This window comes from Paenibacillus oceani, assembly GCF_014705615.1.
GTDB lineage: Bacteria > Bacillota > Bacilli > Paenibacillales > NBRC-103111 > Paenibacillus_AB > Paenibacillus_AB oceani.
The window spans coordinates 1-23,263 of the sequence record NZ_JACXJA010000007.1 but is presented as its reverse complement, the minus strand read 5'-3'; the positions used below and the strand labels follow the sequence as shown (position 1 = coordinate 23,263).

General features: G+C 56.8%; 12 protein-coding genes. 4 read left to right on the top strand and 8 right to left on the bottom strand.

Going from position 1 to position 23,263, the window contains the following annotated elements:
• Nucleotides 1-171: 171 nt before the first annotated feature.
• Nucleotides 172-2,082 carry an FAD-dependent oxidoreductase gene (locus IDH45_RS07015; protein WP_190926486.1) on the top strand — a complete coding sequence of 637 codons (1,911 nt, stop codon included), beginning with the start codon at nt 172-174 and terminating at the stop codon, nt 2,080-2,082.
• Between the two features lie 257 nt (nt 2,083-2,339).
• Here the strand turns inward: IDH45_RS07015 and IDH45_RS07010 are convergent, their stop codons facing one another.
• Complete coding sequence (locus IDH45_RS07010; protein ID WP_190926003.1) at nt 2,340-2,681, bottom strand: DnaJ family domain-containing protein; 342 nt, start codon at nt 2,679-2,681, stop codon at nt 2,340-2,342.
• 538 nt (nt 2,682-3,219) lie between these two features.
• On the opposite strand from IDH45_RS07010, the gene IDH45_RS07005 reads away from it, so the two are divergent.
• The gene (locus IDH45_RS07005; protein ID WP_190926001.1) at nt 3,220-5,025 is read left to right on the top strand and encodes a putative bifunctional diguanylate cyclase/phosphodiesterase; all 1,806 of its coding nucleotides are present in this window, start codon (nt 3,220-3,222) and stop codon (nt 5,023-5,025) included.
• Nucleotides 5,026-5,108: 83 nt separating this feature from the next.
• On the top strand, nt 5,109-5,345 hold the full coding sequence (locus IDH45_RS07000; RefSeq protein WP_190925999.1) for a hypothetical protein: 237 nt from the start codon (nt 5,109-5,111) through the stop codon (nt 5,343-5,345).
• Between the two features lie 241 nt (nt 5,346-5,586).
• Here IDH45_RS07000 and addA read toward each other — a convergent pair whose 3' ends face one another.
• Together addA and addB are read right to left on the bottom strand one after the other, a co-directional pair.
• Complete coding sequence (gene addA, locus IDH45_RS06995; protein ID WP_190925997.1) at nt 5,587-9,645, bottom strand: helicase-exonuclease AddAB subunit AddA; 4,059 nt, start codon at nt 9,643-9,645, stop codon at nt 5,587-5,589.
• Between the two features lie 44 nt (nt 9,646-9,689).
• Entirely contained in the window at nt 9,690-13,265 is a 3,576-nt protein-coding gene (gene addB, locus IDH45_RS06990) for a helicase-exonuclease AddAB subunit AddB (RefSeq protein WP_190925995.1), read from the bottom strand.
• Between the two features lie 240 nt (nt 13,266-13,505).
• Between addB and IDH45_RS06985 the strand changes: the two genes are divergently transcribed.
• Complete coding sequence (locus IDH45_RS06985) at nt 13,506-15,464, top strand: LTA synthase family protein (protein WP_190925993.1); 1,959 nt, start codon at nt 13,506-13,508, stop codon at nt 15,462-15,464.
• Nucleotides 15,465-15,590: 126 nt separating this feature from the next.
• Here IDH45_RS06985 and IDH45_RS06980 read toward each other — a convergent pair whose 3' ends face one another.
• From IDH45_RS06980 to IDH45_RS06960, 5 genes are all read right to left on the bottom strand, one after another.
• Nucleotides 15,591-17,216, bottom strand: a complete 1,626-nt coding sequence (locus IDH45_RS06980; RefSeq protein WP_190925991.1) for an MDR family MFS transporter — start codon at nt 17,214-17,216, stop codon at nt 15,591-15,593.
• 6 nt (nt 17,217-17,222) lie between these two features.
• A complete protein-coding gene (locus IDH45_RS06975) occupies nt 17,223-17,669 on the bottom strand; it encodes a MarR family winged helix-turn-helix transcriptional regulator (protein WP_190925990.1) in 447 nt (148 codons plus the stop codon).
• 398 nt (nt 17,670-18,067) lie between these two features.
• The gene (locus IDH45_RS06970; RefSeq protein ID WP_190925989.1) at nt 18,068-19,078 is read right to left on the bottom strand and encodes a LacI family DNA-binding transcriptional regulator; all 1,011 of its coding nucleotides are present in this window, start codon (nt 19,076-19,078) and stop codon (nt 18,068-18,070) included.
• Between the two features lie 119 nt (nt 19,079-19,197).
• The gene (locus IDH45_RS06965) at nt 19,198-21,168 is read right to left on the bottom strand and encodes an ABC transporter ATP-binding protein (protein ID WP_190926485.1); all 1,971 of its coding nucleotides are present in this window, start codon (nt 21,166-21,168) and stop codon (nt 19,198-19,200) included.
• A gap of 61 nt (nt 21,169-21,229) precedes the next feature.
• Nucleotides 21,230-22,987: an ABC transporter ATP-binding protein gene (locus tag IDH45_RS06960; protein WP_317891160.1), complete on the bottom strand. Its 1,758-nt coding sequence runs from the start codon at nt 22,985-22,987 to the stop codon at nt 21,230-21,232.
• Nucleotides 22,988-23,263 lie beyond the last annotated feature (276 nt).

Sequence of the window (23,263 nt, the reverse complement as noted above, 5' to 3'; positions counted from 1 at the left end):
CGGTTCTCGGGGATAACTCGCAAAAAAAGACGTCCGACCCAAGCCGGAAAAGGCTGAATTTCGACCGGAACAGCCTAATTAGACTAATAGTCTAATTCCCGATAGACTGCCGGTCTAATATAAGCTACAATGGAGCTATACTGGGTCTCAGAGGGTGATATCGTGAACATAATGCGCGCCTCCACTCTCAAGAAACGCGACTTGGTCATCGAAACGGCGCTTCGGCTGTTTATGGAAAAAGGTTACGAAAGTGTAACCGTCGATGACATCATCGCAGCTACTCACACGTCAAAGGGCACGTTTTACCACTATTTCAACAATAAAGAAGATATTATCGCCGAAGTCGGCGAGCGGCAAAGAGCGGTGATCGCCGCCTGGCTGCGCCACTCCCCGGCGCAGGTGCAATCGCTGGAGAGCCACATTAACCGGCTGTTCCTCGATCTGGCGGCAGGCATTAGCGCCTCCCCCCGCCTGATGCGCAGCATGACCTCGCTCGCCCTGCAAAACGACAAAATCAACCGGAATCAACGGGAGCAGACGGAGAAACTGAACGACGCGTTGCTGCGCTGGCTGCCCGATCCGGACAAGGCGGCTCTGCTGATCAGCGCATACACCGGGATCGTAACGAAATGGTGTATGAGCGAAGGAGACGACCTGGAGCAACTGATCCGCACCGAGTTCGCCCTGCTGTGGGCCGGGCTGCGGTCGGACGCCCGGGCGGAGCCTCTGTCCGTCGCTCCGAAACAAAAGGAGGATTCACCTATGAAAGTGGCTGTAATCGGAGGCGGACTGGCAGGTTTGACTGCCGCCGCTTATTTGTCCGAGGAATCCGGCATCGAAGGCGTACTGTTCGAGCGCAGCCCCCAGCTCGGCGGACGCGCGTTCACCTACGAGAAAGCGGGCTTCACGCTGAACTACGGGGCGCATGCAATCTACGGGATCGACCGCCACAAGCTGACGACCTTGGAGAAGGAGCTGGGCTTGTCGTTCAGCAGTAAGCAGGTCGATAAACGGAAGGTGATGTACGAGAAGCACGACCAGATTACGCCGGCTCCGCTCGATTTCGTCAACCTGATGAAAACCGAGCTGCTCAGCACGATGCAGAAAGTACGGTTCGTCGGCGAAATAACAGCGATTATCGCGAATATCCATCAGATGAAAAACTATCAGACGCTGGGCGACTTCCTCGCCGATTCCGACGCCGCTGAAGATGTCAAAGAGCTGTGGGAGCATCTCGTCTGCTCGAATTTTTTCATCACTCCGGAAGATGCGCGCAAAGTACCGGGGCCGGTCATCGCCGACTATTACCAGAACCTGTTCCTCTCTTCCCGGCCGGTGAACTACGTGCTCGGCAGCTGGGCGGTCATTACGAATCAGCTGAAAGAGAAAATCGAAGCGTCCGGACAATGGGAAATCGCTTTGCAGGAAGGGATCGACGGCATCCGGTACGAGGATAAGAAGTTCATCCTCAAATCCAAAACGAGGGAACTCGCGTTCGACCGGATCGTCTTCGCCATGCCGGTGCAGCAGGTGATCAAGCTGCTCAAAGGAACCGCCTGGGAGCCGTTCCTCGCCCCGTACGAGACGAATACCGCGACGGAAGTGATGGTGTACGACGTCGGACTGAGCCGGGTGGTGGCCCGGCCGTTCTCCTACATCAGCGACATGAACAACAAGCTTTTCATTAGCGACGTTTCCGCCACCGACCATACGCTCGTACCGGAAGGCGGCCAGCTTCTTCAGGGGATCGCCTATCTGAGCGACGAGTTCGAGAGCGACGAGCTCCGCAAGCAATATCTCGAGCAGCGCACCGTCCAGATGGAGCAGCTGTTCGACAAACATTACCCGGGCTGGCGCGATGCGATCGCCGTGAAGCGCGTATCCAAAAAAGCGATGGTCGCCAGCGTAAAAAACATCGCCACCAATTCGCTGCTGCCCAACCGGATCGAAAATGTGCCGTTTTATTTTTGCGGGGACGGCTGCGTAGGTAAAGGAGAACTGGCGGAACGCGCTTTCGGAAGTGCGCGCAACGTGGCGAAGGCGATCCTGAAAGAAATTCCCCAGCCTGCGGCGCTTGCGTAGATCGGAGCTTAAGAAGGACCAGGGACTGTCGCCAAAGTTTTTTTGCGATTTTTTTGCGCCCGCTTAAAGAACCGATTTTTTCAAGTAAAAGGACCTCGGCCCCCACGTTACCGTGGAAGCCGAGGTCCTTTCGTTTCGTAATCGGGACGCTCCTGTGTCAGGCCGAGCACGTTCAGGACAGCTCCCCTTTAGATCGCGGCCATCGGCGCTCCTCTTACCCGGTATCTCGGGAGGCGGCGGTCCGGGGAGCTTCCCCGTCACTCCCACAGCTTGAGCTGCTCCTCGGCCGTATCCGGTTTTACCCGGCCCTTCTGCAGGATCGGCGTCGGGACGAGCATATTGTAGCGGGAAATTTTCCGGTTGATCGCATCCAGGTCCGCCGATTCGGAAGGCGCAGGCGGGTTAACCCGGCCGGAGCTCACGTACGCCCGAAGATCGTTGCGGATTTCGTGCTGCAGCTCAAGCCACGGAGGAAGCACGTTCGCCTGTTTCAGGACGGAGCTCAGCACATCCCCGTCCGGAATCAGGATCGGTTCCCCATTCCCCTTCAAATGATCGAAGCCCCCGTTTAGTGCGCATTCCTCTATTGCTTCATCCATCCAGTGATTCGCCTTTCGTTTCCGCGCGGCGGGTGCCGGGGGAGGCCTATCCCGCTCTGCGGAGTCGGCTCGGTCCGAGGCTGCATACATCCATTCGGAGCCATCCGGGATCTCTAGGTCCGCAGATGGAGGCAAGGAATCGCTTTGAGACGGGGCGTTTGATCGCCCAGCCTCCTTATCGGGAACGCTCTTCGGATCGGATCGGGGACTGGATCGGCGGAACCAGAAACGCATACGATCATCCTTTCATCGGCGTATAGGTTAAGCTTCTTTACCTCTCTAAATCCATTATATTCCACATACGAAACCGGCGATCGGTATAATTGAGGGAATATTGTGACAATTATCAAAACAACACATGTTGCTTCGAACCAACAATTTTCCCGTTGAATCGACAAGATCAGACGATTTTTCATAGAATCTGGCAAGGAAATAAGGTATACTGAGTAGGATTCGACACCGCCGAACCCGCGCGCGATTCGCGCACGAGATACAGGCTCCGATTCATCCAATCATCGCGAGGGGTGCAGCAAGTAGCATGAACCAAAAAAACGCCAACGTGTTTGCCATCGGACATTCCATCTTCCCCGCGGTATTGCTGCTTCTGTTCGTCAGCCATAAGCAATTTATTTTTTTAGCGCTCGCGGCTTTGTCGCTTATTTACACCGCATTTCTCATTCATCGGGCGTACAGCGTCGGCGACTTGAGCCAGCTGCTGCGGATGCCCGGGCTCGCGGCAATCGTTTTTTTCGACATGGCCATCGTTACGATGGTTTATATACTGCCCAAGTGGCCGCCGGATGCCAATCCTACCTGGCTGCTGCTGTTTTTGCTGCCTTTGTACGCATCCGAGCTCGGCAAACGAACGGCGGTCGTCATATGCGCACTGGGTATCGGCGAAATTGTCCTCTTTACAACCGTGCAGGGCCGATCGTTTTTTGCTCTCGACACCGTCATGGGCCTGATGGGTATGGTTGTGCTGATTTGGCTGGTCGGGCGTACCTCTGACAATCTGGTGCGGATGGCTTACTACGACTCGCTGACCGAACTGCCCAACCGGGAGATGTTCAAGGAGCGGCTGACCGCCTATCTGAACAAAAAAAGCTTGAGGCAGCGAGGCCTTGCCGTCATCTTCCTTGATCTCGACGGCTTCAAGCATGTGAACGATACGATGGGTCACGAGACGGGGGACTCTCTCCTGCAAACGGTTGCACAACGAATCCGCACGGCGATCTCCAAGGATGTCACGCTCGCCCGTATGGGAGGCGACGAATTCGCCCTGCTCGTCCCGAACATTTCCAAATCTGACGAGTCCACGCAAGTGTGCAACCTGATTTTTCAATGTTTGCAGGAAGCCATCTTTCTCGGACCGCACGAAATATACGCCACGACGAGCATCGGTGTCGCCCTCTACCCCAACCATGGATCAACGTCGGAGAATTTGATGAAAAACGCCGAGGTCGCCATGTACCGGGCCAAGCAGCAGGGCCGCAACAATTTCCAGTACTACATGGCTCCGGAGAAGACGGAGGCCCAGCTCGAGAGGTTCGCCATGGAGGCCATGCTGCGCAAGGCGCTGGAGAAAGACGAGCTGCTCGTTTATTACCAGCCCCGCATTCATACGAAATCGGAGCGGGTCGTCTGCGTGGAGGCGCTGGTCCGCTGGAAACATCCGAGCCTCGGCATCGTGCCTCCGGCTGAATTTATCCCGCTGGCCGAGGAAACCGGCCTGATCGTTCAGCTTGGAGAGCAAGTGCTGCGCAAAGCGTGCAACCAGATCAAGAGGTGGCAAAACGAAGGGTTGCCCGAGCTGTCCGTCAGCGTCAATCTGTCGCCGCATCAGTTCCGCCAGCAAAATTTGCCTGCGGTGATCGCCCGCATCCTGCGGCAGGCCGGTTTGCGCCCGCAATATTTGGAGCTGGAGATTACCGAAAGCGCAGCGATGCAAAACGTCAACCGCAATATTTTGATGATGCGGGAACTGAAGGAAATGGGCGTCAAAATATCGATCGACGATTTCGGAACAGGCTACTCCTCGCTCAGCTATTTGAAGAAGTTCCCGATCGACGTGCTGAAGGTCGACCGTTCGTTTATAAGCGGTATTCACGAAGATCCCGATCACGCCGCGATCGTGAACGCCATTATCGTACTCGCCAAGACGCTGAAGCTGAAAGTAACCGCCGAAGGGGTCGAAACGGAAGAACAGTACATATTTTTGCGGCAGCACCACTGCGACGAGGCGCAAGGTTATTTGTTCGGCAAACCGATGCCGCCGGATATTTTCGAGGAATGGGTCCGATTGAATACGACCGATAAAGATTTGATGCTCTCTCACGAAACTTAGCCCTTATTACTAATACATAATCCGAATCCCCGGAGCCGCAACCTACCGCTGCCGGGGATTCTTGTTACCAAAGGATGGTAAGGATGAGGAAACGAAACAAAATGCGGCTCACCACCGTAGTCCTATCGCTTGTGCTGCTTGTGATCGTGCTGTTCTCTCCTCCCCGCACTCCCCCGATCAAAGACGCCGAAGGCCGCATTCTTCCGGACAGCATCGCCGAGATTGAGCAAGTGGTCCTGGGGGGAGTTAAGCAATCGATCTTGATCCGCGGCGCCGATCGAAGCAAGCCGGTCATGCTTTTTCTGCAACACACACTATAAGAACAAAAGCTCTAACGGACACAGCGGCCGTTATTGCGGTGAATTTCGATTCATTTGATTTCTAACGGACATAGATGCAACTATTTGATGGGAAGTATCACTTTTGGAGGTGGTTCGGAGTAAATAAGTGCTGCGGTGACCGTTACATTTTTAAAACCCTGTTTTTTAGTGAATTAGCCTCCACCATGTCCGTTAGAGCATGGTATAAGCTTAGAGCCGGTTTCCCGGCTCCCTTTCCATACTAGCTCTCTCCCTTGCGGTCTGAAGCATCCAGTTGCAGCGTATAAGGGCCGTCGAAGAAAAACAGCGCCTTTTCCTTCACCTTCTTGTGCCAGATCCGCTCGATCGCCTCGGCATACAAGCTCAGTTGGACGTTATACCGCTCCTTTAACTGTTCCAAAGAGACGCCGCGCACCGAATCCGTCTTATAATCCAGCAGCACCAGTTCGCCGCTCTCCTCAAAGACGCAATCGATCACCCCTTGCATCACAACCGTCTCCCCACGCACCGACTCGTCCGCACCCGGATAAGCTTGCTCGGCGGCCAGCCCGTAGCTGAAAGGAACTTCGCGGTACACTTTATCGGCGCGAAGCAGCCTTTGGCCCAGCTCGCCCTTGAAAAACGATACGATCACTTCCGTATCGATCGCTTTCCGCTGCTCGGGCAGCAACAGCTCGCGCGTGATCATCCGGTCCAGCGTCCGCTCCACGTCGGCCGGTCCTACTTCGCCATCCAATGGAAGATGCTGCATGACGGAGTGAAATAAAGTGCCCCGCTCCGCAGCGGTCATCGTTTGTTCGCTCAAAAACTTCGGCCGCCGCGCCAGGCTGTGAAGATCGGATTTCCTTATAGCGGCGGAATCAGCCTGACTTGCAATACCCGGGACCGGAAGTTCGGACCATTCCGCCGACGCTCCTTCCTCCTTGGCAAAAGCGCGTTCCGCCTGCCGTTTCAGCTCGGACACCGACGTTTTCGAAAACATCCCCGACGCTTGCCCGTATTCGTACGTCCAGTCGAAACGCCGGCTTATCGGATCTTCCGCTCCGTCAACGCCGTCAGCGCCCTGTGCGCTGCCGTCTCCGACCGGCTCGAGCTGGGCCAGCGACTCCATCCGCTCATCGGCAAATTTCACTTCGACGGCCGCAGCCGCCTGAGCGAAACCGACCGAGGGCAGGATGCCGACGCTCCATCGGGACGGCTCGTCCTTCATCACCGGTGGCAGTATATACGGCTCTGCTTGTTCGCCGCCGCCCCGTACCCGCAAAATTTGCGCCGCCGGGTGACGGATCAGCGCCGGTCCGAGCCAATCGAGATAGGTGCGGGCTTTGGCCGTTTCGTGGGCGGGCAGATGCCACAACGTCTCCTCTCGCATCCGGCTCCACTTCTGGACCGTCTTGTCCGCCGATTTGACGGTTCCGACCAGAATCAGCTTTTCCTTCGGACGGGTCAAAGCGACGTACAGCACACGCAGCTCCTCGGCAGTCATCTCCATCTTCATCCGCCTGCGGATCGCCAGCATCGGAAGCGTAGGGCAGGCGACGCGCAGCTCTGGATCGACGAACAAAGGTCCGAAGCCAAGCTCCTTGTGCAGCAGAAACGTACCGTTCAGATCGGTTTGGTTAAACATCTTGCCGAGTCCGGCGACGAACACGACCGGAAACTCCAGACCCTTGCTTTTATGAATCGACATGATTCTCACGACGTCTTCCTGTTCGCCGAGCGCACGCGCGGCTCCAAGATCCGTCCCACTGTCCCGCATCCGTTCCACGAAACGGAGAAAACGGAACAGCCCCCGGAACGAAGTAGCTTCGTACTGCCACGCCCGGTCGTACAGCGCCCGCAGGTTCGCCTGCCGCTGCAAGCCTCCCGGCATGCCGCCGACGAAATCGTAATAGCCGGTCTCCCGGTACATGTTCCAGATCAGCTGGGCGAGCGAGCCTTGTCTCGCTTCGTCCCGCCAGCGGCCAAGCATCGCTTGGAACGACAGCAGCTTGGAGAGGACCTTCCGCTCGTCCACTGCTTCGGACTGCATCTCTTGCTGCCCGGCATCCGCCGCCGGGAGAGAGCCGTTCAACCGCTCTGTCGTCCCGCCGCTCGGATCGGAATCGGATAGATAGGCCAGCACCGCCTCGTAAAACGGCAAATGCCGGCCGTGAATACGAACAAGCGCCAGCTCGGCGGCGGTCAGGCCGAACATCGGCGAACGCAGGACCGCCGCCAGCGGAATATCCTGATACGGATTGTCGACGATTTGCAGCAGCGACAGCATCGTTTCCACTTCGGTCGCTGTGAAGTAGCCGGTATTCAGATCGGCATATGCCGGAATCGCCGCCGCTCTCAGCTCTTCCATAAAGACAGGAGCCCAGCTCGACGTCGCCCTCAGAAGGATGACGACATCCCGGAATTGGATCGGCCGCAAGCCGCCTGCCCCCCGGTCGTACACCTGAAACGGAGCATCCCCGTCCATCCCGGTCATCCGGCGGATCTGCGACGCGATAAACCGCGCCTCCAGCTGGGCCGTCTCCGTCTGCTGCTCCTCCTGCTCGGGAGTTAACAGTAGCGGATGGGTTTCCGGCATGCCGGCGAATTCCTCATCGTCCTCGGCTTCGGACGGCACAGCAGACTCGTCCTCTTCCCCGGCCGTATTGCCTCTGTCGATCAACGCCAGTTCAACATTCAAATTTTCGGGACTGTCCGGATAAAACGCACCGCAAACGAGCTGGGCCGCCTCATCGTACTCCAGTTCCCCGACTCGCTCCGTCATAATCTGTTTAAACACAAAGTTGACGCCGTCGACGATCTGCTGCCGGCTGCGGAAGTTGCGGGCCAGATCGATTTTGCGTCCGCCGGACGGATGATCGTTGCCGGACGGTTCAAACGATTTGTACTTATCCATAAACAGACCGGGCTCGGCAAGACGGAATCGGTAGATACTCTGTTTCACGTCCCCAACCATGAACCGGTTGCCCGGGGCGGGACGGGAGACGAGACTAACGATCGCCTCCTGCACCGAGTTGGTGTCCTGATATTCGTCAAGCAGGATTTCCGCAAATTGCTCCCGGTACTGCATCGCCGCTTCCGATGGAAGGAGCCGGTCCGCAGTCGAATCCGGACTGCGAAGAATAGCCAGGCAGTAATGCTCCAGGTCGGCGAAATCGACCAGCCCCTTCTCGACCTTCTTCAACTGATACCTCCGGCCGAATTCGATGACGATTTCGGCCAGCATCCGGACGACCGGAGCCATCCTCGCCATCTCGGACTCGTACTGTTCCGGCGACCGTTCGAACAGTTCCTCGCGGATGTCGGCAAACTGCTTTTTGACACGGTCCCGCAGCTGCTTCACCTGCTCCTGAAGCTGTTTGTCCACATCGCTTGCGCGGCAGGCGTTCAGCTTGCCGAACCCGCTCTCGCGGAACGCCTCATACAGCGCCTCCCAGGAAACATCCGCCGCCTGCAGAGCTGCCGCGATCTGGACGAGATCGTCCCGGAGATTCGCCGCATAAGGAGCCGGACCTCCGGGACGGCCGCACAGCCGGATCGCCTCCTCCAGCATGCCGGCCATCCCTTGAAGCTCCAGCTTCACGCCTTCTGTCAGCGTGACGCGCCAGCGATCCGTCCCGCCGCCGTCCCTATTGCCCGGCTCAAACCGCGAAGCGGTCTCGAGCAGCCAATGATCCGGCCACGGATGACTGCGCGAGAAGTCATACAGCTGCTGCACGAGCCGGAACAAAGCGTCGTCGCCCCGCTCGCCGCCGTAGGCGTCCGCCAGCTGCCAGAACGCGCTGTCTTCCCCGCTATTGCCATAATGTTCTTCCAGAAGCTCGCTCATAAGATCTTGCCGCAACAGCTCGGCTTCCGTCTCATTGGCTATCCGGAAAGACGGATCGAGCCGGATCAGCTGATGATGGCGGCGGATCACCTCCAGACAAAACGAATGAAGCGTCGTGATCGAGGCCCGGTGTATGAGCGCAATCTGCCTACGCAGATGTTCGGAGCCCGGCTGCTCCAGCAGCCGCTTCTCGATCGCCTCCCGGATCCGCTGCCGCATCTCGCCTGCGGCCGCATTCGTAAACGTTGCAACGAGAAGCCGATCAACGTCGACCGGATCGTGCTCATCGGTGATCCGCCGGATGATTCGTTCGACCAGAACCGCCGTTTTGCCTGACCCGGCGGCCGCAGCGACCAGGATATCCGATCCTCGCAGCCGGATCGCCTCCCACTGCTCGTCCGTCCAACTGCTTCCTTCCGGCTTGGCCGGTCTTGCCGCATACGTACCGTCTTTTTCCCGTTCCAGTGTCATGCCTGGTGCTTCCCCTCCCTCTTTCCGCTCTCCTTCCGCTCCGGTCAAGTTTCATTCACCGCCTGGTCGATCGCCTGCCATACCGCTTCCTTCTCGATCCGGTTCAGCTTCTTGTATTCATTCCCTTCGAAAAGCGGCTCGAATTGGCATACCGGCTTGTAAGGGCAAAATGCGCAGGCGAATTTGGTCCCCATCCGGAACGGCCGGATATCGACGTTCCCGTTCGTTATCTCGGTTCCGATACTCGTAATCATTCCCCGTACATAGTAGCGCAGCCGGTCCCATTGCGGCTCCGATACGACCGAGGAGCTTTTGTAAAATCCTCCGTCCGCCTTGAGAGCTACCGGAATAAGCTGCGAATGTCCGTTCCGCTCGCGGAACGAATCGTCCATCAGCCGGACCGTCTCGGCATCCTCGAGGACGAGCCCTTTCATCTTGAAGCGCTTAAGCATTTGCTCTTCCGCTTCCTCCGCGTTCAGCGCATTTTTTCGTACGAGAAGCGGATTATGTACATGAAAATACAAGACACCCGCCGGGATCGAGCTCACGCCCACCCAGCGCTCCGCATGCGTAATGACCACGTCAAGATAAGTCAGCATCTGAAGCGACATTCCGTAAAAAACTTCGGCCAATCGAAGCGACGTCGAGCTCGATTTGTAGTCGATGACGCGCAGCAAGACGCCCTTCTCGCTGTCGGCCCGGTCCACGCGGTCGATCCGCCCGACGATCTCCATCCGGCAGCCGTTATCCAGCGTAAATTCGAGCGGCGGCAGCGGCTCGCCCGGCCCGAAGCCGACTTCCAGCCCGATCGGCACGAACAGGCCGCGCCGGGCATGGATGCCCAGTACGATCGAGGCCCGGCCGACGATCCGCTTCAGCTTTCTGGCAATATAGCCATAACGCTTCGAGCTCAGCAAAATTTCCCCTTGCAGACGGGGAGCCAGCTCGTCCACCGCTTTGGATGCGCGTTCGTAGCATTGTTCGGCGGTCAGAGCCCCCCAGTCTTCGCCTTCCCCCTGCAGCTCGGCCGCAACCCGGCTTAACGCGGCGTGGAACAGCTGGCCGATATCCGGGGCGTCCAGCCTGTAAACGCGCCGTTCGGACAGACGCAGGCCGTGCGAAGCAAATTGCGAGAACGGGCAGGCGACGTAACGCTCCATCCGCGATACGCTGGCACGCAGCATCTCGCCGTACAACTCGCGGCTCACAGACTCGGGAAGCGGCTCCTCCCGGTTCGTGTAAACAAGCGATTTTAACGTCCGGTACAGCTTGTCTCGCCATTCCGGCCGCGTACAGTACCAGTTGTAGACGTCCCACCAGACGTCCGAGATCGGCGCGCCTTTGATCCAGTGGCGCAGCTGTACGGCCAGATGGGACAGCGCCCTGTCGGGATGCACCGCGTATTCGTACGGATCGCCGCCCGCCTCCGCAGCATCCGGTCCGGAAGGCGGATCGATCAGGAGCAGCCGCTCTTTCACGGACGGAAACATCGTCTTCAACCGCTTGACGATCTCCGAAGGGATCAGCGACTTTCCTTCTTCGTCGGCTAACGGGTAACAAACCGTCAACGAATCCGAGGCGGCCGTCAGCGCCATATAGATCAAAAAAGACTCGTCCAGCAGCTTCCTCCGGCTGCCCTCGACCAGCTCCAGGCCGGCTGCGATCAGCCGATCCCGCTCGGGCTCGGTCAATACGCCGTTCTCCTGCGGGCGGGCCGGGATAACGCCGTCGTTGGCGCCGAGCACGAAGCAGTGGCGGACGGAACCGGATCGCGTCCGGTCCATCGTACCGACCAGCACCTGATCGAGAGAAGGCGGTACAAGTCCGATACGAACGCTCTCGAGCCCCGACTCCACAATTCCGGCGAACCGCTCCAGCGATAATGACTCGTCCCCCAGCATCTCTACGATCTGGTCGAGCAGATCGACGACGCTGCCCCATACTTGGGTATGCTCCCGCGCCTGCTCCGGCTTGCCTGCTTCCATGCTGTCCAGGCTCCACCGCTCCAGCTTGGCCGGCACGTCCGCCGACTCGAGAAACCGATAGAGAGCCACAGTCATATCCAGGACCGTATCGGCGTCCTTCAACGCTTTCTCGAGCGCGGACAACGGCCCGACCACGATGCTCCGCATCCGGTCCATCTCGTCCAGAAACGCCTCGTCCGACGCGGCATTCCCCTGCTGAACATCGTCAAGCGCGGAACCGACACGATAGGTCCACTTGCGCGGCTCCGTCCAGCGGTATCCCTGAATGCCTGCCGCCAGCACGTAGTTTTCCAGCCGGCACATCGCATCGCGAAGCCGGTCCCGCTCCTTCGCCGCGTCCGCCCCGTCTGTATCGGCCTGGAGCGGAAATAGCAGATCGGTCTTCACGCAGCGGAACACCGCATCGTTATGCCAGCGCCCCAAAGCGACTTCCAGGGCGGACCGGACGAGCTCGGCGACCGGATGATGAAGCACGGAACGCTTGCGGTCGAGAAAATACGGAATGCCGAAATCCCGGAAAGTGACCTCCAGCAAGTCGTCGTAGCTCTCCATATTGCGCACCATTACCGCGATATCGCGCCATCTGCAGCCTTCATCCCGGACAAGACGCACGATTTCTCTCGCCGTCCCTTCCGCCTCGGCCCGCCGGTTCACGGCCGCCGCCAGAACGATCTCGTGCCGCCCGGCTTGTCCGCCGCCCTGATAAGGCTTGCCGCTCCGGTATTCGAAGTTCCGCTCCAGGTGGGACAGCATCGGACTGCGTCCAAATCGGTGCGGACGGCCTCGATGCTGCAGCAGCACGGGCGGCTCCTCGGGCACGTTCAGCCCGGCCGCCAGTTCCTTCAGCCTGACAAGCGTGCGCGCCGTCGGATGAAACAGGTCGAGCTCGTCAAGCGAATCGGAATAACTGTAGTCGCGGTCAATGCACAGACTTACGGTCACTTGCGGGGCGCAGCGCATCCATTCGCCGACGACCTGCAGCTCCTGCGGGATAAAGCCGTAAAACCCATCGATCCAGATCCGGGCTCCGCGTGCATACTCGGATTCGGATAGCATCTCCGCCGTTTTCGTCAACAGATGCTCGGAATCCATATATTGGCCGGACAGCCGCTCCTCGAACCGTTTGTACAGCAGCAGCATATCGTGAAGCTTGGCTGCCGGCAGCTCGCTGACGCCCGGTTCCTCCCTGTGCTCTGCGGTCTGCACATACGATTCAAACCTGGCGGGCGAGATGCAATACCGCCGAAACTCGCTGTACATCCGGTATAAATTGTCGATAAATCCGGATTGGTCGGACATATTCCCAAATTGTCTCAGTTCGTCCGCGTGTTTGTGAAGCAGCTCATAAAGCAGCATCTTCTTGCCGCTGTCGTCGATCTGAACGCGCGCCGCCCCCCCGGCCTCCTGCATCACGCGGAACGCCAGGCGACGGAAGCTCAACACCTGAGCCCGGATCGTTCCCCCCAGACCGGGGGTTGAGACGAGCGCATGCTCGGCTTGAAACGTAGCCTGATCGGGGACGAGCAGTACAAGCGGCGGCCCTTGCGGCTCCGCCTTCAACTGGCTTCTGATCTCGTCCAGACAAAGGTTCGTCTTCCCGCTGCCGGACCGACCTAATATGTAACGGATTGACATACCGGCCTCCTAAACGAAAACAAATGTTCTTATATTATTTTATTGTAGCATAGATCCTTCCTGCTGTCCGCTGCGATCGATTACCATCTGTTCCTCCAAGGATTCCGGTGAGAGGAATAGACCGGGTGGCGGCGCTTAATCTTTTCTTAAGGAACTTCCTTTACAATACGTAAATAAAACCATAGATAAAAACAGAGAAAAAGAGCAACAACCCGGAGTAGGAAGGGAGAAGTGGTAAAAATGCTCAATCTAAGTAAAAATCGCACTATATCCTCCGTTACGAGGAAATTCGGCCTCAAACAAGCCATCCCCATTACGGCCCTATTAGCGGTGATCCCCATTCTGCTTGTGCTGGGAGCGGAAACGATCCAGCGCGGCAGCTTCGAAGAAACATGGGACTGGGCGCTGAATCAGCCGTCGCTGTTCTGGCTGAACGCCCTGCTTTACTTGTGCGCGCTGACACTCGTTTATTGCGTGATCGGCTCGCTCGTACCGTCCGTCGCCATCGCCGCCTTGTTGTTCGGCCTGATGTCGCTGATCAGCTTTTTCAAAACAAAATTGATCGGAGAGCCTTTTTTTCCTTGGGATATCTTGCTTAACAAAGAAGGTCTGAATATTGCCCCGCTAATAACCGGGCAAGCGGCGATGCTCCGAATCGGGACTGTGCTGGGCGTCGTCGTGCTGCTGTTCGCCCTGCGGCTGGTCGTACCGAGGCTGGCGCTGCCTTGGCTGCCGCGGATCGCGCTCGGCAGCTTGTCGGTCATCGCCTTGTATGCGTTCGGCATCAACGCCGCCTGGGCCGAAAACATGCAGTACAAGGCGGGCGCAAGCGAAATTTTATGGAACCAGCAGCAAAATTACGGGCACAACGGACTGACGCTCGCCTTTACGATGAACGTCAAACATTCGATCGTCGCCAAACCGCCGGGTTACGGCGAACAGGCCATGGCCGATATCGCCCATGCGATTACCGAGAAGCGAACCGCCTCCGCCTCGGCGGCCCCTACCGTTGCAACCGATGCCGGCGCGGATACCGTAAAACCGAACGTCATTTTCATTATGAATGAGGCGTTCTGGGACCCTACGCTGCTGCCCGACGTTTTTTTTCACGACGATCCGATCCCTACCGTCCGCAAGCTTCAGGCCGAATCGGTTTCCGGCTACTTGCTGTCCCCGCAGTTCGGAGGCGGTACAAGCAACGTCGAATTCGAGGTGCTGACAGGCCAGTCGATGAGCTTTCTGCCGAGCGGCTCGGTGCCGTATCAGCAATATGTCAAAAAGCCGGTGCCCAGCCTTGCCAGTTATTTCGAGCATCTCGGCTATAAAAGTTTGGCGGTGCACTCCTACGAAGGCTGGTTCTGGGACCGCGAGAACGCCTACCGGCAACTGGGATTCGAAAGCTTCATGAGCAGCGAAAACTTCGCCGAGCCGGAGCTCAAAGGACCGTTCATAGCCGATGCCGAAGTATCCCGGCAAATTATCAAACAGGTGGACGAATCGGAACGGCCGATGTTCATCTATGCCGTGACGATGCAAAATCACGGACCTTACGACGATAAACGTTACGGGGACGCGGCGATGGACATTGAAGGGGATCTGACCGACGAAGCGCTCGATATTCTTCAAACATACGCAATCGGCGCCCGCGATGCGGATCAGAGCCTGCAGCAGTTGATCGACCATTTCGAGCAATCCGGTGAACCGACCGTCATTGTCATGTACGGAGACCATCTTCCGATGCTCGGATACAGCTACGACGTATACAACCAGGGAGGACTCATCCGCACCGATCGTTCGGAGAACTGGACGCTGGAGGAGTTGAAACATATGCGCAGCGTGCCGTTCGTCATGTGGGCGAACTTCGAATTGCCGGCCGACGACGTACCGGCCATCAGCGCCTCGTTTCTCGGCTCCTACGTGATGGATACGCTCGGCCTGGAGAAGCCCGCTCCTTTCGCGGTCAACTGGGACGTGTACAGTGAGATTCCGGGACTGCTGCGCAATCTGGTCGTGGATACCGAACAGAACTTGTACAACTCGCCTCCCGATTACGTGCAGGAGGAATTGGACCGTTACCGGATGCTGCAATACGATTTATTGTTCGGCAAAAAGTATGCCGCCGACTATATCGACGCCGACTATTTGAATAAACCGGTCCATCCCGACTACAATCGGGAGTTCCAGAAACCGGCCGCGTAAACAAGCTGCCAGCCGGACATCCTAGCCCAAAGACGAAAACCTCCAGCCCGCCCATAAGAGCGGATTGGAGGTTTTTTATGCGGACCCGGTACATTCCGGACTCGCGGGACTTCAACTTCTTTATCCTTACTTGGCAACGACGGGCGTCCCGTCCGGCTGCTTCTCCCCGTCTCCGGAAGTCTGTTCCGGCATCCGGTTGGACGTGCGCAGCGGAATTTCCTTCAGCAGGAAGACAAGCAGGGAAGCCACTACAAGCAGCGCCGCACCGGACAAAAACACGGTCGTCAGCGAAGAGGCGAGCGCGTCGCGCAGCATGTCGATCATCTTCGTAAAGATCGGCTGCACGTCAGCCGGCAACGTCTCTTGAAGCTGCGCCAGCCTCGGCTGATCAAGCAGCATTTCCGGGTTGTGGAACGCGGACAGCTGCTCTGCCACCTTCGGATCGAGCTTCGACATATCGATGCCGCCGCCCGATGCCGCCGACGACTTCAGACTGTTTTGCAGACTGGTCGCCATGATCGTACCCATAACCGCGATCCCGATCGTTCCGCCCAGGTTGCGGAACAACTGTGAAGAGGCGGTGGCCACGCCAAGCTGTTCCGGTCTGACGGCATTTTGCACGGTAAGCGAGAAAACCGGCATCCCGAGGCCGAGACCGACTCCGAACACGATCATGCTGAGCACCGCCAGCGGAATGTTGTCCATAAACGCCATAATGACCATACCCGCGACCATGATCGGCATCCCGATCAGGGCGAACCGCTTGTATTTGCCCGACTTCGTAATCCACCGGCCGACGAGCGAGCTCAAGATGACCATACTGATCGACATCGGCATCGTGACATAACCGGAATACGTCGGAGATACGCCTTCCACCCCTTGCACGAAAAACGGCAAATAGATCAGCGCGCCCATCATACCGGCGTTCATCAAAAATCCGATCACGTTCGAAACCGTCACGATGCCGTTGCGGAACAAGGACAGCGGCATAACCGGGCTTTTTACCCGTGTTTCGATAAACATAAAGATAAGCAAGGCCACAACTGCTGCGGCGAACAAGCCGATGATTTGCGGCGAACCCCACGCATATTTCGTGCCGGCCCACGAAAATCCGAGCAGCAGCGGAACGATCGTCAGCGTCAAAAACAACGAGCCCATGTAATCGATCGATTCGGCCTGTCTCCGTTCCACTTTCGGGAACAGCATCATAATCATCACGAAAGCGACGACTCCAAGCGGCAGGAAGATCCAGAATACCCATTCCCAGTCCATATGGTCGACGATCCATCCGCCGAGCGTAGGGCCAATGACGCTGGAGAAGCCGAACACGGCCATCATCACGCCCGTCCATTTGCCCCGTTCTCTGGGAGCGAACAAGTCGCCGACCGCGGTAAAGGCGGAAGCCATAATAATGCCGGCGCCGATGCCCTGAATGCCCCGGTACGTAATCAATTGAAAAATATCTTTGGAAAAGCCGGTTAAAAATGCACCGATGATAAAAAATACGATACCTGCCAAAATAAACGGCTTGCGCCCGTAAATATCGGACAGCTTCCCGACAAGTACGGTTGAAATCGTGGAAGTCAGCATGTAGATCGTAATGACCCACGTATAATAGTCCATACCGCCAAGAATGGCAATAATCCGGGGCATCGCCGTACTTACGATCGTCTGGTTGATGGCGGCGAAAAACATAGCGGCTACAATCGCCATCATGATCGTAACTTTACGTTTGTGCGATAAATGCTCCAATGTTCTCTACTCCTTTTTGTCCATAGGTTCTACTCGTTCGAGCAGGGTTGTGAATATCCGTTTCAAATGAAGGATGTCTTCTTCCGGCAATCCTTCGAACAACCGGGCAATCGTCTCTTTTTGTTTCTCCCGCAGTTCCTCAAGCACTTGCTTGCCCGGATCGGTAATGCGTAAGTACACGACTCGCCGGTCGTCTTCGCTGCGCTCTCTCCCCACAAGTCCTTTTTCGATTAATTTATCGGCTAGTCCCGTGATCGCCCCGGAGGTGACGCATAATAAGTCAGCCAGTTCGGCCGCTTTTTGCGGCCCCCGCTCATTGAGCATATAAAGCGTCCGAAACTGAGTCATCGAGAAGGTGTCGCCCATATTCCGATTCCATTCGTGGCTCATTTTTTTCACTAATGTACGAAACAGATTAGGGAGCTCCAACAGATGGCTGTTCGTTTCCGGCATTTTGCACCTCCTATCGTTTATTAGTAAATAGTTTAGCAGTAAACTATTAGCTAGCTTACAACAAACGTTTTGTCCGAGTCAAGAGAAAGTAATTATGAAATCACAACGAAAAAAAGCCCATTTTGTTAAAATGCGCCCTTTTGTGCGGCAAACCTTACTTTTTATCGCGTATCCAGCCTCAGATCTGTAAAGACGAGGCTTCCTTTCGCCGACTCCGCTTCCCGGCAGCCCTTGAACTCCTCAAGGTGAGCGTATTCGGTACAGTATATCCTTCGGTTCCGCTCGTTATGTACAATTTCGTTTCAGCGGGTTTGCCGACTGTAGTGGGGCAAGCAAAACGAAAAAGCAGCCAGCTTATCACCGGCTGCCTTGCTCCGAAATCGTAGTTCTTCCGCCCATTACACTTTGCTCGGAAACGTGGTCGATTGACGAATAATCAGCTCCGGCTTTAACACGAAACGCTGCTTATCCCCCTTCTCCCCGCGTACCCGTTCGATCAGCATGTCCATAATTTGCCGGCCCATCTGCTGAATCGGCACCGCGACCGACGTCAGCGGAGGATCGACGATGCCGGCGAGTACGGTGTTGTCGAAGCTGATTACCGACAAGTCCCATGGAATGGACAAGCGCAGCTCCTTCGCCGCCTGGACGACGCCGACCGCCAGCAGATCGTTAAAGGCGACGATCGCGGTCGGCGGATGATCCGAGCCCATCAGTTCCAGCGCACGCTGCTTGCCGGCTTCGACGGAAGAATTGCTTATCGTGACGAGATCGTCCGTATAAGCGATGCCCGCCTCCTCCAAGGCGCGGCGATACCCGCTCACCCGTTCCCTGGTCGTCAGCAGCTCCATGTCTTCGGCGATCAGGGCAATATGCCGGTGACCGAGACCGGTCAAGTGAGCGACGGCCTGATAAGCGCCGGTATCATCGTCCGCTCTGACGCTGTCTGCTTCGATCGACGGGATGTCTCTGGAGATCAGGGCCAGCGGGATATTATAGTCGGCCAAGCCGCTTAGCAAGCCTTCGACGCTCGTACCTGTCGCGATAATAATGCCGTCTACCCGTTTCTGTCTCAGAAGTGTGATGTAACCGGCTTCCTTCTTCGAATTGTTGTCCGTGCTGCACATGACCAGATTAAAGCCGAGCTCGTGGCCGCGATCCTCTACGCTTCTCGCGATTTCCGCGAAGAACGGGTTGGCGAGATCGGGGATGAGCAGACCGATCGTAAACGTGCTTTTCCCGGTAAGCGCAGAAGCGACAACGCTCGGCTGATAATCCAGCTCCTGCATAATTTCCGTAATCCGTTCTCTCGTATCGGAACTGATCCTTCCGGTACCGTTGATGACTTTGGAGACGGTTGCGATCGAAACGCCTGCTGCTTTGGCAATATCGTAAATCGTCGTTTTCATAGTGGTAGTCTCCCGGCCGAATGTACGTCTATTCGTAATACAACTATTATAACACGGCCGAGCCCCAAACATAGACTAGTTATCCGATCCGCTTTATTATTTCCATGCCCATTCGCCGTTTAACGGCTGCGGATCGCCGGGGAATGTTCGCCTGTTGCGGCAGGAGGCGGCGAGCCTTCCCCTTTTTGCAACTGATACATTTTATAATAGCGGCCCTGCAGCGCCATCAGTTCCTCGTGATTGCCCGACTCGACGATTTCCCCGTGATGAAGGACGCAGATGCGGTCCGCCTCTCGGATCGTGGACAATCTGTGAGCGATCACAAACGTCGTCCGCCCTTCACACAATACTTTGAGCGCGTTCTGGATAATGCCTTCGGTTTCGCTGTCGATGCTCGCCGTCGCTTCGTCCAGAATCAGAATAGCCGGATCGTGCGCAAGCGCCCTGGCAAACGAGATCAACTGGCGCTGGCCGGCGGACAGCGTATTGCCCCGCTCGACGACAGGTTCGTCACAGCCGCCCGGCAGCTGCTCCACGAACTCGGCTGCCCCGACGTCGCGCAGCGCTTGCTTCACCTTCTCCCGGTCGATGTGCTCGTTATACAGCCCCACGTTAAACTTGATGTCGCCGGTAAACAAAAATGGGTCCTGGAGCACGATGCCCATATGTTTGCGCAGCGCCTGCTTCGATATCCCGGTAATATCCTCGCCGTCGATCGTAATCGTCCCTTGGCTAGGCTCGTAGAAGCCGAGCAGCAAATTCATGATTGAGCTTTTGCCTGATCCCGTATGGCCGACGAGCGCGACCGTCTCGCCTTTGCGGGCTTCCAGCGAGATGCTGCGAAGCACGTAATCTTCCTGATTGTAGGCGAACCAGACGTTGTCGAATTTGACGTTGCCTTCCGGACGCGGCGGCGCGGCTTCCGCGTCGAGCTTCTCGCCTTCGCGGTCCAGCAGCGAAAATACCCGTTCGGCCGAGACGAATGCCCGCTGCGCATTGGTCAATTGATCGAAGATGCCGATAATCGGCTGAAATATCCGGCCCAAATAATCGATAAAAGCGTAAAATACGCCGAACGAGATCGCCGTGTGCAGCGACTTCCCCCCGAAATACCAGATGACGCCCGCCGTCATCAAACTTCCCGTCAGTCCGACGATATTGCGCGACGATAACGAGAACAGCCGCATCTGCTTGCGCTGATTGACGTAACGGTCCTCGTTCAGCGCTTCGAATTCGCCGGTTCTTGTCTTCTCCCGGCGGAACGCCTGGATCATCGGCATCACGTTGATCGACTCGTTCAGCATCGCGTTCATGTCGCTCAGCCTCGCCCGCATCGCGGCCACGTACACTTTCGAGTATTTCAGATGAATCGTCATCACGACGATGAAAAACGGGATCAGCACTAGGCACAACAGAGCCAGCCGCACGTCCAGCAGAAAGATCGCGACATAGATCCCGATCAGGTTCACTCCGCTGACGACAAACGTTGCCATAAAGCTCATGAACAAGTCGCGGATCGCTTCCGTATCGTTGGCGATGCGGGATACGACTTGCCCGACTGGCGTATTGTCAAAATAACGGACCGATATCCGATGAATATGGTTCATGACGTCCATGCGCATTTTGCGGATAATCGACAAGGCGGCCGTCTGCAGCATATAAGACTGGACGAATGTCAGCAGCCCCGAGAGCGCCAGCAGTCCGACATATAATCCGATCAGCCTTAGTACCGGCACGAACTCGTAGCTGTACAATTGGATAACATCTTCGTTCGTAAGGCGGACCGGCGCGGCGGACTCCGCCGTCTCCAACATGAAGCTCGCGCCCTCCTGGCGGATTGTCGCCGCACTCCAGCCGGACGCCTCCGGTACGCCTTCGGCCCAGTCTTGCCTGATATAGGCTTGGTCCCCGATCGCGACCGAACGGACTCCCTCCGGCACAGCGGCTGGCGCCGTCACAAACCACGGACGTGAGATCGACAGCAGATGGCCGTCGATGATCACTTTGGCGATATAAGGACCGGCCAGCTGCGTCCCTACCGCGCCGCAGAGCAGCACGAGGGCGATTATAATTTTCGTGCGGCTGAACATCGCGTAACGGAACAGTCTACGGGTTACACTCGATCGGGTAACGTTATCGTGGTCCACCGGTTCACCCCTTCTCCAATTCGTTCATCAGATTCGATTCCATCTGCTGTATATCGTATTGCCGGCGGTACCAGCCGCCGAGCTCCATCAATTGCTCATGCGTGCCTTGCTCCGCGATCCGTCCTTCCTCCAGCACGATGATGCGGTGCGCATGGCTGACGGCGGACAACCGGTGTGTGGCGATAATCGTCGTTTTGCCGGACCGTTCGGACCGGATGTTCTGTAAGATCCGGCTCTCTGTGCGGGCATCGACCGCCGACAGCGCGTCGTCGAGCAGCAAAATTTCCGGATCGGTCACGATAGCCCGTGCGATGCCGACTCTCTGCTTCTGTCCACCCGACAGCATGACTCCGTATTCGCCGATCACCGTATCAAGCCCTTCCTTCATCTGTTCGATGTCACCGGTGAAGCAGGCCGCCTCGATCGCCTGATGCAGACGGTTATCCCCGGCTTCGGGGAATCCGAACATGATATTGTCCCGGATCGACTTGGACAGCAGCAGATGTTCTTGCGGGACGTAGCCGATCCAGCTTTTTACCCGTTCCTGGGAGATGTTCTCGATCGGAACGCCGGATATGCGCAGCCGGTTTTCCGGGATCGGATATTGCCGCAGCAGCTGTTTGAGCAAGGTGCTTTTGCCGCTGCCCGTTCGGCCTACGACGCCCAGCGTCTCGCCGCGGTTCAGCCGGACGGATATATCGCATAAGCTGTCTGCGGACGCTCCCGGATAACGGAACGTAAGCCGGTCAAACTCGATGACGAGCGGCTCCTCCACGTTTACAGGCTCGCGGGGCTCGGGTACGTCCGTCTGCTGGCGCAGCGCCGCATCGACCCGGTCGGCCGAAGCGCTTCCCCGCTGAAGCACATTGATAAATTCGCCGAACGAGATCATCGGCCAGATCAACATGCCGAGATAAATGTTAAAGGAGACGAGCTGACCGAGCGTAAGCTCGCTGTGAAAGACGAGATACGAGCCGTAGCCGATCCCGATTGCGTAACTGATGCCGACGATCGTCTGGACGACCGGTTGGAACAAGGCGCCGACGAAAGCGACCCTTCTGTTTTTGTCCATCACATCTTGCGTCACGCCGCCGAACGCTTCCATATCTTTCGTCTCCTGAACATAGGAGCGCAGCACTCTCATGCCGGATATGGACTCCAGGGCGTGGTCGTTCATTTTGCCGAAGGCCGCCTGCGCCGCCAAAAAACGTTTGCGCATCTGCTTGCCGAGCACGCTGATCGCAAATGCCAGAAACGGAAGCGGCAAAAGCGCCGCCAGCATCAGCTTGTAGTCGATCAGTGTAACCATCGTGATGAGAACGACGGTCGTCCCCGATACGGTGCTGACGAGCGTCAGAACGCCATAGCCGGCAGTCTGGCTGATCGCGGGCACGTCGTTGGTAGCGAGCGCCATCAGGTCACCGGTCCGGTTACGATGGAAAAACGAGGGCGCCATCCGGGTCAGATGCCCGAACAGCCTGGAGCGCAGCATCTTCTCCAGCAGAAATGAGTTGCCGAACAGCGAATACACCCATATAAAGTTTAAGATGTACAGAAAAATGCCGAGGGCGAACAGAAACGCCACCGTCTTCGTAAGCTGGGGCGCGCTCAGCTGATCCAGGCGGATGCTGTCGATCACGTTCCCGATCATCTTCGGAGGGATGACGTTAAGGACGTTGACGATCGTCATCAGAATGACGGTCCAGACGTACTTCGACCATTGCTGCCTGAAAAACCATTGAAGCTTTACGATAAAATTCACGAAATCACCTCGAACCTTTCTCACAAAGGAACATATGTTTGGTTTATGAATTCGGTTTAATCATTATACATGAATGTGAATAAACTGGTAAGCTGATTTTTTCGGTTTAATTGTTTGGGCCTGTGAACGAAGAAAAACGTCCGGTCAAAACATCCGGACGGTCCTTTGGCGTGTTAAACTATATATTTATAGCCTCTCGGAATTAGACAGGAATTGAAGGAAGATGGTGGAAGAAGCACGAGGTTGGGAGCTGGAAGTCATGGAAAATGAAAACCA